Genomic DNA, 11,794 nt, shown 5'->3' with positions numbered 1-11,794 from the left:
GTTGCGCCCCCGGTGGGTGGGCGCGCGCCGCGGCCGCGGGGGCCGTCCCCCGGCGGCCGCGGCGTTTCTCATGCCGAGGGGGGCGGAGCGCTCCCGATCCGGGGGAACGGGCTGGTCGAGAAGATCACCTCGACCGGGACCTCGAAGTACTCCGCGATCCTCAGGGCCAGGTGCAGGCTGGGGCTGTACTCGCCGCGCTCCAGATAGCCCACCGTCTGGTAGTGCACTCCGAGGGCGTCGGCGAGCTGCCTGCGGGTGATGGCGCGCTCGACCCGGAGCACGGCGATGCGGTTGTGGACCGTCTCGGCCCCGGCGCCGCCCCGCGTACGCCCTTGCTCACCGGTGGCCCGCCAGGCGGCCGCGGACGCGCCGGTGCCGGGCCGGGGGTCCAGCGTCCCGGCCTCCGGCTCCGGCTCCGACGTGCTCCGGCGCGCCACACCGCGCTTCCTGCCGGATTCCTTGTCACCCAACGCGCTTCAATGCCTCCTGCTGCCGAGCCTCGACCTTGGATCCCGTCTCGCCGCGCACCGTACGGCTCAGGACCCTCGGTGCGATCACCAGCGCGACGACGGCCCAGGCGAGCAGCACGACCGCGGTCATGGGCCTGCGCCAGGAGTCGCCCAGCTCGACCGCGACCGCCGCATCGGGCAGCAGCGCGGCGCGGGTGCCCAGTCCGACCCAGTACACGGGGAAGACCTGCGCGATGCTCTGGAGCCATCCCGCCAGCGAGGTGATCGGATAGAAAATACCCGAGATCGCCATCAGACCCATCGTCGGGAAGATGCCCCACGTGTTCGCGCCGCGCGGGTTCTTCACCATCGCCCCGATGATCAGGCCGATCGGCAGGGTGGCGAGCAGCCCGAGGAGCAGTACCCACAGCAGGTTCAGCCACTTGGCGGGGTCCCCGGTCATCAGGTCGTCGAAGAGGAACACGCTGGGCACCAGGATGATGACCAGCGTGAGCAGGGTGCTCAGCGCGATCCCCAGGACCCGGCCGGCGATGTAGCCGACGAGGCCCTGCGGTACGGTCCTGGCCCGCAGCAGCGTGCCGTCCTCCCGCTCGGCCGCCAGCGCGAACGCCGCGCCGCCCAGTGCCTGGAAGGCCAGAAGCCCGCCGATCATGCTCGGCATGGACAGCGTCGCCAGCGAGAGGTCGGTGCCCTCCACGGTCGAGTTCCGCATGAAGAACAGCACCCCGAGGAAGACGCCCCCGAGGAAGAGGTAGTAGATGATGTCGCCGGGCGTGGTCAGGCTCTGCCGGAACTCGGTCCAGCCGCGCCGCAGTCCGAGCCGTACGGCGTACAGGGTGGGATTCACCGGCCTGCCTCCCGGAACGCGGCGATCGCCTCTTCGGACCGGCCGGACTCGTGCTGCCGGACCATGGTCATGTACGTGTCCTCCAGGCTGGCCCGGCGCACTTCGAGGTCGCGGACCCGGTCCCCGTGCTGCTTGAACAGCTCGTGGACGAACGTGCTGGCGTCGGGGGTGGCGTGGACGAACTGCTCGCCGTTCACGCTCCAGCGGACCTCTGCCTGGCCCGACGTCTGCCGGGCGAGCTGATCGGCGCTGCCGTCCGCGACGATCTGGCCCCCGGCGAGGATCAGAATGCGGTCGGAGAGCTTCTCGGCCTCGTCCAGGTCGTGCGTCGTGAGCAGGATCGTGGTGTCCTCCAGGTCGGAGAGCCGGTGCACCACGTCGTGGAAGTCCCGGCGCGCCTTGGGGTCGAAGCCGACCGTGGGCTCGTCCAGGAACAGCACCTCCGGCCGTCCGACGATGCCGATCGCGACATCGAGGCGGCGGCGCTGGCCGCCGGACAGGGACCCGATCTTCTGGTCCGCCTGGTCCTCCAGGCTGACCATGGCGATCAGCTCGTCCACGTTCCGCGGCCGGGGCCGCTCGGCCGTGGAATAGGGCCGGTAGAAGTCGCCCAGCTGGACCAGCAGCTCCCGGACCTTCCACTTGCCGTGGTCGCGCCATGACTGGAGCACGATGCCCAGCCTCGCGCGCCACTGCTCGTCGCCCTTGGCCGGATCGACGCCGAGCACGCTGACCTCGCCCGCCGAACGCGTGCGGAACCCCTCCATGATCTCGATGGTCGTGGTCTTTCCGGCGCCGTTCGGCCCCAGCAGAGCGAGGACCTCACCCCGGCGGACGCTGAAGTCGACCCCGTTCAGCACGTCCTTGGACCCGTACCGCATGCGCAGTCCACGGATGTCGATCACCCGTTCACCTGCCGAGCCGTCCGGCGCACCCTCAGCCTGACGCGTCTCGCGCAGATCGCTTAACTCTGCCATAGGCCCCTACCTTTCGATCAGACCTCTTAGATCAAAGATAGTATCTCTACTACGACCTGTACAAGTCGCACGGCGAGAGAGCTCAGACGGTGAGCGGCAGCTCGATGACGGCTCCGGTGACCCCGGACCGCAAACGCCGCAGTACGGGGCCGCCCCGCCGCACGGCGGGCGCATCCGCCGCCAGGACGCGCAGCGCGACCTCGGTCTGAAAGCGCACCAGCGGGGCGAGCAGCGACGTGGGCAGGCCCTCGGCGAAGGCGAGCCGCTCCCCGGACCGCCTCCCGGCCGGGTCGAAGACGGAGGGATCCTCCTGGACAGCGGGGTCCCGCTCGGCCGCCTCGACCGCCACCACGACCTGGCTGCCGGCCGCGACGGCGGTCCCGGCCAGTTCGAGGTCCTCGTGCGCGTACAGGGGGACGAGCCGCAGGGGCGGGGCGTACCGCAGCGTCTCCTCGACCACCGCCGGCGCGAGATCCGGGTCCTCGCACAACGACCGCCACACGGCGGGGTGGTCGAGCAGGGCCGCCACCGCGTCGCAGAACAGGGTCGCGGACAGCTCGGACCCGACGAGGGCCAGCAGCATGCACACCGACCGCGCTTCGTCGTCGTGCGTCGTCGCCAGCAGGGCGCTGACGAGATCGTCCCCGGGGTGCTCGCGCCGCCGCGCGATCAGGTCGGTGAGCAGGGACCGCATGCCTGCGACGGAGGCGATCAGCTCGTGTGCCGTACGCAGGTGCGGCGAGCACACGGTGGCGTCCAGGACGCCCGCGGCGCCCCGGCACAGGGCGGCGAAGCGGTCGCGGTCCTCGTCCGGTACGCCGAGGATCTCCCGAACGACGTCGGCGGCGAACGGATCCGCGAGGTCCGTGCGGAGGTCGAACCCGGCGCCCGCGGCGGCGAGGGCGCGCCGCTGCGCCCGCTCGACCGCGGGGCGCCACCGCTCCAGGGCCTTCGCGCCGAGCAGCGGTTCGAGCAGCTCGCGCACGCGCTCGCAGTCCGCCCGGCCGGCCGTCAGGAAGACCTCACCGAAGGGGAGGATCTCGCGCAGCGCGGGCACCTCCCACGGCATGGGCTCCCGCTGCTCGCCCTCTCCGTCCGCGGCGGGCGCGTCCGCGTCGGGGTGGCGGACGCTCAGCCGCCGGTCGCCGAGCGCGGCCGCGGCGACCTCGTGGCGGGCCGTCACCCACGCCTCGGCGCTGCTCCAGTACAGCGGACCGCGTTCCCGGACCCGTTCGCCGAGCCGGTGCGGATCGTCGTCGGCCGCCCGCACCAGAAGGGCGTACGGGTCGTCCTTCGTGCCGATGATCCACTGGACGCCGCGGTGCGTGAGCAGCACACGGCCCAGTTCGCTCTCGGTCATGGTCGCCATGTGCGCAACTCCGATTCTCCGGGGGCCTGCTGGTGCGCGGTCCCGATGTGGGTCATGTCAGGGAGAGCCCGCCGTCGACCGGCAGTACGGCGCCGGTCAGGTAGCGCGCTCCGGGCCGGGTGAGGTGCGTGACCCACCAGGCGATCTCCTCGGGGGTGCCGACGCGGCCCTGGGGCGTCAGGGCGCCGACGTGGTGGAGCATCCCTTCGTACTGCTCCGGCGACATGCCGGCCCGTCGCGCGAAACCGGAGTCGACCAGCCCGGGGGCGACGCCGACGACCCGGATGCCGCGCGGTGCCAGTTCGACCGCCCAGCTGCGGGTGAGGAAGTCGAGCGCGGCCTTGGCGGCGCCGTACACGCTGTTGCCCGGCCAGGCCCGGGAGCCGCGCGCACCGGACGAGCTGATGTTCACCACGGTGCCGCCGCCTTCGGCGGCCAGCGCGTCGAGCGCGCACCGGGTGAGGAGCACGGGGACGGCGAGGTTCGTACCGAGCTGGGTGGCCACCTGCCGCGGGTCGGCGTCGGCGAGGGCGCGGTGGCCCAGGGCCGCCGCGTTGTTCACCAGGACGTCGATCCCTCCCAGTTCGCGCACCGCGGTGTCCACGACCTCCCGGGGCGCGTCGGCCCCGGTGAGGTCGACGGCGAGCGTCCTGATCGTGTCGTACCCCTTGGCCGTGTCGGCGAGGTCGGCGGGCGTGCGGCCGACGACGAGTACGGCCGCGCCCTCGTCGGCGAAGGCGCGTGCGGTGGCCCGGCCTATGCCGGAGCCGCCTCCGGTCACCACGACCGACCGCGGGGCGGAGGGCAGGGGGGCTGTGTCAGTCATGGTTCCTCGCAGGTGCGTCGGGTCCCGTGGCTCCGTGGCGCCGGTGTTCGGCGGTGAGCGACTCCAGTACCGGGACGATGTCCCGGGGGGAGGGAGTGGCCAGCGTCTCGCGGCGCAGTCGGCCGGCCGCGGCGGCGAACGACGGCTCCGTCAGTACGCGCGTGAGCGCGTCGCGCAGGGCGTCGGCGGTCAGGGTCTGCGCGTCCAGGCGCAGGCCGGCGCCCGCCCGCTCCACGAGGTCCGCGCGGATCGCGTTGTCCCACATGGTGCCGGGCACCAGGATCTGCGGGACGCCGTACAGGAGTGCCGTGTGGACCGTGCCGGACCCGCCGTGGTTGATGACGGCCGAGCAGCTCGGCAGCAGCGCGTCCATCGGGACGAAGTCGACGGTGCGGACATTGGCGGGAAGGCGGGTGACCTCGCGCAGCTGGCGGGCGTTCAGGGTGGCGACCACCTCGACGTCCAGTCCGGCGACCGCGTCGATCAGCTCGCCGATGGACGCCTGGTCGCCGCCCATCACCTCACGGTGCGACACCCCGAGCGTCAGGCACACCCGGGGGCGTTCGGGCGCCCCGTGCAGCCAGGGCGGAATGCTGCCCCTGCCGTTGTAGGCGACGCAGCGGACGGGCACGTACGGCAGGTCCACCGGGAGCCGCAGGGAGGTCGGCACCGGGTCGACGGTCCACTGGCCCGTCACCAGGTCCTCGGTGAAGGCGCCGCCGTAGCGCTCCATCACCCAGCCCAGCCACTCCCGCAAGGGGTCCTCGCGCAAGGCCGCGGGCCGCCCGCGCACCTCGGCCAGATAGCTCTCGCGCATCCGGCCGACCAGGTCCAGGCCGAACATCAGCCGGGCGTGCGCCGCGCCGGTGACCCGGGCGGCGACGGCTCCGGCGAAGGTCAGCGGGTCCCAGATCACCAGGTCGGGGCGCCAGCCGCGGGCGAAGTCCACCAGGTCGTCGATCATCTCGGTCGACGAGTAGTTCTGGAAGACCGCCGAGGTCATCGCGGTGAACACGCCGTGCATGTGGTCGTAGCTCAACTTCTCCGGACGCAGTTCGTCCATCGCCAGCAGCAACTGGGCGTCGGGGGCGTCGTCGTCGTAGGTGTCGCGGGAGGCGTCCTCGCGCTCCCGCAGCTCCTCCATCACCTGGTCCTCGTTGAGTTCCCGGCCGACCGGGACCGCGGTCAGGCCGGTGCGGGCGATCACGTCCCCGAGGTCGGGGTGGCTGGCCACGCAGACCTCGTGCCCGGCGACGCGCAGCGCCCAGGCCAGCGCCACCTGGGCGTGGACGTGGTTGCGGGCGCCGAAGGTGGTGAACAGAACGCGCATCAGCGCTCCCGTGCCGCTCGCTCGGCGTACTCCTTGGCGAGCAGCATCGTCGCCGTGCTGTTGCGGCCGAGCGCGTCGCGGACGAAGGTGCGGGCGTCCTGGACGGTGGCGCCGTCACCGAGGACCGCAGCGACCGCGTCGCGTTCGAGTACGACGGTGTGCGTCGAGGTGACGGTGCAGCCGGACGCGCTCTTCTCGATCCGCCAGCGCCCGTTGTGGACGGTCATCAGCGCGGGTGTCCGCAGCTGCTTGTAGACGATGGCGGCGGCGGGGAAGCAGACGCGTACCGATGTCGTCGTGTGGACGTCGCCGTTCGGGGTGAGCGTGTCCATCTCCAGCAGCTGGAGGTTCGGGGTGCTCTCCTCCAGGCGGACCCGGTTCACGTGGGGCAGGCGCTCCTGCCACTGCCCCGCGTCGTAGAGGAAGTCGTAGACGTCGGCGGGGTCGCCGGCCACTTCGACCACGTCGTCGAACTGCAACGAGAGGTCGCCGGCCCCGGCCCCGGGCGCCTCCGCGGCCCGTCGCAGGGCGTCGAGTTCCGCGTCGCTGTTGCGGTCGACGGCCCTGGTGATCCACTCCACGCCCGCCGGGTCGTCGTCGACGGCCCGGAAGTCGTGCGTCAGGCGGACCAGGGTCCGGGAATCCGACTGCGCTTCGATGATCCATTCGCCGCCCATCGCGGCGACCGGCGGCTGGGACACCTCCTGGCGGAAGCTCACCCGTAGCCCTCCGGCGTCGAGGACGCGGCGCGAGGTCCACGTCTTGACGGAGTCGTTGGCGGTCGCCCAGATCCGGATGCGCTCCTCGCCGGAGGTCCGTTCGAGGACCTCCACGTGCACGGTCGGGGGAAAGACCCGCGGCCACGCGTCGACGTCCGCGATCAGGCCGAAGACGGTGCGCGCGGGTGCCTCCACGAGGACGCGGTGCTCGGTTCGGTGGTTGTTCGTCATCTTGCGGGTCTCCTGGTCCTCGGACGGGCCGTCAGTAGGTGCCCAGTCCGCCGCAGACGTTGATCGCCTGCGCCGTGACGGGGGCGGCCTGGTCGGTGACGAGGTAGCCGACGAGGCCGGAGACCTCCTCCGGGGTGGTGTACCTGCCGAGCGGGATCTTGGCCTCGAACCGTTCCCGTACGGCCTCCTCCGTGATGTCCCAGGCCGCGGCGTAGCCCTGCCGCACCCGCTCGGCCATCGGCGTCTCCACGTAGCCCGGGCAGACCGCGTTCACGGTGATGCCGGTCTTGGCCAGCTCCAGGCCCAGCGCCTTGGTGAATCCGACGACGCCGTGCTTGGACGCGGAGTACGGGGCGCCCAGCACCACGCCCTGCTTGCCGCCGGTCGAGGCGATGTTGATGATCCGGCCCGTGCCGCGGTCGAGCATGCCGCCCGTGGTGAGCGCCTCACGGGTCACCCGGAGCACACTGTTGAGGTTGGTGTCCATGACGTCGAGCCACAGCTCGTCGGTGATCTGCGCGGTGGGACCTCCGCCGCTGCGGCCGGCGTTGTTCACCAGCACGTCCACCGGGCCGTACCGGTCGACGGCGGCCCGGACGAAGGCGCCGACCTGCTCGGTGGAGCGTACGTCGCACGCCTGGCCGGCGACGTCGTACCCCTTGTCGCGGAGCCGCTCGACGGTGCGTTCTACGTTCTCGGGGTCGCGGGCGCAGAGGAACACGCGCTGCCCGAGCCGGCACAGCATCGTCGTGACCGCGAGCCCGATGCCGCTGGTGGCACCGGTGACCACGGCGTGCCGGTCGTCTGGAGTGGACATGTCTCTCCTCATCGTTGTCGGGTCACGACCGCGGCCGCGTTGAAGCCGCCGTGCCCCCTGGCCAGTACGAGCGCGGCGGACACGGGTACGGTGCGCGGGGCGCGGACCAGGTCGATCCCGTACGCGGCCACCGGCCGCCGGACGTTCGCCGTCGGCGGGATCACCCCGTCGCGGATGGACAGCACGGCCGTCGCCAGGTCCAGTGCCGCTCCGCCGGCGCCGAGCCGTCCGGTCATGGTCTTGGGCGCCGTCACCGGTACGCCGTGCGGGCCGAAGACCTCGCGGACGGCCTCGGCCTCGGCGCGGTCGAGTTCGGGGGTGCCCGCCGCATCGGCGAACACCACGTCGATGTCGCCCGGTTCCAGTCCCGCCTCTTCGAGGGCGAGTTCGGCGGCGCGCCGCAGGGTGGACGGTCGGCCCGTCCCGGGCGCCGGGTCGAACGTGGACGCCTGTCCGGCGATCTCCGCGTACCAAGTGCGTACGCCCCGGGCGCGTGCCGACTCCGGGGACTCCAGCACGAACAACGCGCCGCCCTCGCCCGGTACGTAGCCGCAGGCGTCCGCGTCGAAGGGCAGGTAGGCCCGCCCCGGGTCGTTCACGGTGCTGATTCGGCCGCCCGCCAGCTGTGCGACCCAGCCCCAGGGCGAGGGTGAGCCGTCGACGCCGCCGGCGATCACCATCCGGACCCCGTCGCGCAGCTGTCGCCGGGCCTTGGCCAGGGCGTCCAGCCCGCCGGCCTGTTCGGTGACGACCACGCCGCCCGGTCCGCGCAGCCCGTGCCGGATGGAGATCTGCCCGGTGTTGACCGCGTAGAACCACGCGAAGGACTGGTAGGCGCTGACGTGCTCCGGGCCTTTGCTCCAGAGGTTGTGCAGTTCCCGGTGGCCGAAGGCGAATCCGCCGGCGGAGCTGGCGGTGACGACGCCGATGCCGTACTCCGGCAGCGCGTCGGGCTCCACCCCCGCGTCCTTGATCGCCCACTCGGCGGCCACGAGCGCCAGCCGGGTCATGTGGTCGGTCTGCGGGAGCAGCCGGTTCGCTATGCCGTGCTCCTGCGGATCGAAATCCGCGATCTCACCGGCCAGGCGGCTGGGGTAGCGCTCCGGGTCGAAGCGGGTGATCGGGCCGATCGCGGCCCGCCCCGCCAGGGTGCTGCTCCAGTGGGAGGCGGCGCCCAGGCCGGTCGGCGCGATGACGCCCATACCCGTGATCACAGCGGTGGGTGTCATGCCGCCGCCCTCTCCGGACTCCGCAGCACCATCGCGCTCTGGAAGCCCCCGAAGCCGCTGCCCACGGTGAGTACGGTGTCCACGCGCTGCTCGCGTGCCGTCAACGGCACGTAGTCGAGGTCGCACTCGGGATCGGGCTCGTGCAGATTGGCGGTGGGCGCGATGGTGTCGTGCTCGATGGTCAGCGCGCAGGCCGCGATCTCCAGCGAGCCGATCGCGCCCAGAGAGTGCCCGATCATCGATTTGATGCCGCTGACGGGCACCCGGTAGGCGTCCTCGCCCAGGCTCCTCTTGAAGGCCGCCGTCTCGTGCCGGTCGTTCTGGAGGGTGCCCGAGCCGTGGGCGTTGACGTAGTCGATGTCGTGCGGTGAGACCGCGGCCCGCCGCATGGCCACGCGGATGGCCTCGGCCATCTCCCGGCCGTCCGGGCGCAGTCCGGTCATGTGGAAGGCGTTGGAGCGGGAGGCGAACCCGCTGATCTCCGCGTACACGTGGGCACCGCGCCGGCGGGCGTGTTCGAGCTCCTCCAGGACGAAGACCGCCGCGCCCTCGCCGAGGACGAACCCGTTCCGGCTGCGGTCGAAGGGGCGCGACGCGCTCCCCGGTTCGTCGTTGCGCGGTGAGGTCGCCTTGATCGCGTCGAAGCAGGCCACGGTGATCGGCGAGATCGGGGCGTCGGTGGCGCCGGCCACCATCACGTCCACCGCGCCGTCCCGTACCAGCTCCACCGCGTGCCCTACGGAGTCCAGGCCGGAGGTGCAGCCGGTCGAGATCAGCGACACGGGGCCCTCGGCCCCGACGTCGCGGGCGACCTCGGCGGCGATCGAGCTCGGAACGAAGTAGTCGAAGAGGTGCCGCCCGGCGTAGGAGCCGTCCACGTGCCAGTGCCGACCGCCGTCGCTGACGACGGAGTACTCCTCCTCCAGGCTCATGGTGCAGCCCACGGCGCTGCCGATGGCGACACCGGTCCGGGCGGGGTCCAGTTCGGCGGGGTCCAGACCGCTGTCGGCGACACCCTCCCGGGCACTCACCACGGCGAACTGCGCGGCGCGGTCCATCCGCCGGATCTGCTGCGGAGTCAGCCCCTCGGCCAGCGGGTCGAAGTCGACCTCGGCCGCGATCTGCGAGCGGTAGGGGCTGGGGTCGAAGAAGCTGATCCTCCTCGTGGCCGTGCGCCCGGCGGTCAGGGCCTCCCAGAAGGGCTTGCGCCCCACGGCGTTGGGAGCGACCACGCCGATGCCGGTGATGACGACCCGGCGGCCCGAGGGCGCGGCCATCAGCGGGACTCCCCCGCTGCCCGCTCCGCCGACACGTACTGCCGGGGGACGTACAGGCCGGGCTCGCTCGTGCTGAGCTCGCGCAACCGCGCGACGTGCTGCGGGAAGGCCGCCGTGCCCACCGCCGCGCGGAAGGCGTCGGCGTCGCGCCAGTGGGCGACGTTGACCCAGCGGGTGGGGTCCTCGGCGTGCTGGTGCAGGGTGTACCGCAGGAATCCGTCCCGGTCCGCCAGGTGCCTTCCCGCCTCGGCGAAGGCCTTCTCGAACTCCTCCGGCGAGGCCCGCACGGTGAATCTGTTGATGAAGGCGACCACCCCGCTTCCTGTGGGACCAAGGTCGTTGGGCTGCATCTCACGCCTCTTTTCAGCTCCGCCGTCGGGCTTTGACGATGTGGCGTCGTCCAACGTGGGCGCCGACTCTCGCAGCCCGCTCAACACCCCCTGGAAGCAGCGCCCTTAGCAGCCGGGCGGGAGGTCGAGCCGCCGTGGAGCAGGAGGTCGAGCGATCGTCGATCCGCTGACGATCGTGGTGCTGGGATGCTCGTCGGCAACGAGCCGCACCGAGAGCCGGGAGGCCCCCTGTGAGTCAGAACCTCGAAGCCGTACGGCGGATGATCAAGGCGTACAACACGGGCGAGACCGACGACGTCCACGAGTTCATCCACCCGGAGTACCTGAATCCGGCCACGATCGAGCACGGGATCGGAGAGGGCCCCCAGGCGTTCGCGATGGCGGTAGCCTGGGTGCGGATGACCTTCTCCGAGGACGCGCACCTGGAGGAGGTCAAGATCGAGGAGCGGGGCGACTGGGTACGGGCGTACCTGGTCCTCTACGGCCGGCAGGTCGGTCCGATGGTGGGCTTCGCACCGACCGGCCGCCGCTTCTCCGGGGAGCAGATCCATTTGCTGCGCGTCGTCGACGGCAAGATCAGGGACCATCGGGACTGGCCGGAGTACCAGAGCACGTACCGCCAGCTCGGCGAGCCGTGGCCCGAGCCGGACGGCTGGCGCCCCTAGAACGAGCCCGTGGAACGAGACCGTGCGAGGAGCCGATCAGATGACCGATCAGATGACCGAACGGCGGACCGTCGATTTCTGGTTCGACCCCGTCTGCCCGTACACGTGGATCACCTCGCGGTGGATGGTGGAGGTCACCAAGGTACGGCCCGTGGACGTCCACTGGCGGGTGATGAGCCTGTCGGTGCTCAACGAGCACCGGGACGACAACCCCGAGGGCGAGTGGGAGGACTACATGTGGGCGCCGGTGCGGGTGTGCGCCGCAGTGGCGGAGCAGTTCGGTCAGCAGGCCCTCGGTGACCTCTTCACGGCGATGGGCAACCGCTTCCACCTGCAGAACGACTGGGGGAACCTGACGGCGGCCCTGGCGGACGCCGGGCTGCCGGAGGAGATCGCGGAGGTCGCCGGGTCCACCGCCTACGACGAGGCCGTCCGCTCCTCGCACGCGCAGGCCGTCGCCCTGGCCGGCGGCGACGTCGGCACCCCCGTGGTGTCGGTCGCCGGGTCCGGCGGCGAACGGGTGGGCTTCTTCGGGCCGGTCGTCTCCCCCGCCCCCACCGGGGAGACGGCGGGGCAGTTGTGGGACGGCCTTCTGCTGATGGCCGGTGTCCCCGGCTTCTACGAGGTCAAGCGCACCCGGACCGAGGAGCCCCGGTTCGACCTGGCCGACTGACGCGGCACCCCGGT

The 11,794-nt window shown here is 72.0% G+C and carries 13 protein-coding genes; 2 read left to right on the top strand and 11 right to left on the bottom strand.

Going from position 1 to position 11,794, the window contains the following annotated elements; all coding sequences use genetic code 11:
• Positions 1 to 68 precede the first annotated feature (68 nt).
• The 11 genes from ACWFQ8_RS18100 to ACWFQ8_RS18050 form a co-directional block, all read right to left on the bottom strand.
• Complete coding sequence (locus tag ACWFQ8_RS18100; protein ID WP_453787223.1) at positions 69 to 437, bottom strand: helix-turn-helix transcriptional regulator; 369 nt, start codon at positions 435 to 437, stop codon at positions 69 to 71.
• 25 nt (positions 438 to 462) lie between these two features.
• Positions 463 to 1,317, bottom strand: coding sequence for an ABC transporter permease (locus ACWFQ8_RS18095; protein ID WP_453787222.1), 855 nt, complete (start codon positions 1,315 to 1,317; stop codon positions 463 to 465).
• Positions 1,314 to 2,198 carry an ABC transporter ATP-binding protein gene (locus tag ACWFQ8_RS18090; protein WP_453787231.1) on the bottom strand — a complete coding sequence of 295 codons (885 nt, stop codon included), beginning with the start codon at positions 2,196 to 2,198 and terminating at the stop codon, positions 1,314 to 1,316. The genes ACWFQ8_RS18095 and ACWFQ8_RS18090 overlap by 4 nt, the downstream gene beginning before the upstream one ends.
• Before the next feature lie 178 nt (positions 2,199 to 2,376).
• The gene (locus ACWFQ8_RS18085; protein ID WP_453787221.1) at positions 2,377 to 3,663 is read right to left on the bottom strand and encodes a cytochrome P450 family protein; all 1,287 of its coding nucleotides are present in this window, start codon (positions 3,661 to 3,663) and stop codon (positions 2,377 to 2,379) included.
• A gap of 52 nt (positions 3,664 to 3,715) precedes the next feature.
• Positions 3,716 to 4,489 (bottom strand): SDR family NAD(P)-dependent oxidoreductase, encoded by a 774-nt coding sequence (locus ACWFQ8_RS18080; protein WP_453787220.1) that lies wholly within the window; start codon positions 4,487 to 4,489, stop codon positions 3,716 to 3,718.
• On the bottom strand, positions 4,482 to 5,819 hold the full coding sequence (locus tag ACWFQ8_RS18075; RefSeq protein WP_453787219.1) for an activator-dependent family glycosyltransferase: 1,338 nt from the start codon (positions 5,817 to 5,819) through the stop codon (positions 4,482 to 4,484). Before ACWFQ8_RS18075 ends, ACWFQ8_RS18080 begins: the two co-directional genes overlap by 8 nt.
• Complete coding sequence (locus ACWFQ8_RS18070; protein WP_453787218.1) at positions 5,819 to 6,769, bottom strand: aromatase/cyclase; 951 nt, start codon at positions 6,767 to 6,769, stop codon at positions 5,819 to 5,821. The genes ACWFQ8_RS18075 and ACWFQ8_RS18070 overlap by 1 nt, the downstream gene beginning before the upstream one ends.
• Positions 6,770 to 6,800: 31 nt before the next feature.
• Positions 6,801 to 7,586 (bottom strand): SDR family NAD(P)-dependent oxidoreductase, encoded by a 786-nt coding sequence (locus tag ACWFQ8_RS18065; RefSeq protein ID WP_453787217.1) that lies wholly within the window; start codon positions 7,584 to 7,586, stop codon positions 6,801 to 6,803.
• 8 nt (positions 7,587 to 7,594) lie between these two features.
• Positions 7,595 to 8,815, bottom strand: a complete 1,221-nt coding sequence (locus ACWFQ8_RS18060) for a ketosynthase chain-length factor (RefSeq protein ID WP_453787216.1) — start codon at positions 8,813 to 8,815, stop codon at positions 7,595 to 7,597.
• On the bottom strand, positions 8,812 to 10,092 hold the full coding sequence (locus ACWFQ8_RS18055; protein WP_453787215.1) for a beta-ketoacyl-[acyl-carrier-protein] synthase family protein: 1,281 nt from the start codon (positions 10,090 to 10,092) through the stop codon (positions 8,812 to 8,814). Before ACWFQ8_RS18055 ends, ACWFQ8_RS18060 begins: the two co-directional genes overlap by 4 nt.
• Positions 10,092 to 10,442, bottom strand: a complete 351-nt coding sequence (locus ACWFQ8_RS18050; RefSeq protein ID WP_453787214.1) for an antibiotic biosynthesis monooxygenase family protein — start codon at positions 10,440 to 10,442, stop codon at positions 10,092 to 10,094. The genes ACWFQ8_RS18055 and ACWFQ8_RS18050 overlap by 1 nt, the downstream gene beginning before the upstream one ends.
• A gap of 230 nt (positions 10,443 to 10,672) precedes the next feature.
• On the opposite strand from ACWFQ8_RS18050, the gene ACWFQ8_RS18045 reads away from it, so the two are divergent.
• A complete protein-coding gene (locus ACWFQ8_RS18045; RefSeq protein WP_453787213.1) occupies positions 10,673 to 11,107 on the top strand; it encodes a SnoaL/DnrD family polyketide biosynthesis methyl ester cyclase in 435 nt (144 codons plus the stop codon).
• A gap of 40 nt (positions 11,108 to 11,147) precedes the next feature.
• Positions 11,148 to 11,780, top strand: a complete 633-nt coding sequence (locus ACWFQ8_RS18040; protein WP_453787212.1) for a mycothiol-dependent nitroreductase Rv2466c family protein — start codon at positions 11,148 to 11,150, stop codon at positions 11,778 to 11,780.
• Positions 11,781 to 11,794: the final 14 nt, after the last annotated feature.

This window comes from Streptomyces sp. NPDC055254 (assembly GCF_053606025.1).
The sequence above is the reverse complement of the archived record's forward strand: the minus strand, read 5'-3'. Positions and strand labels throughout refer to the sequence as shown.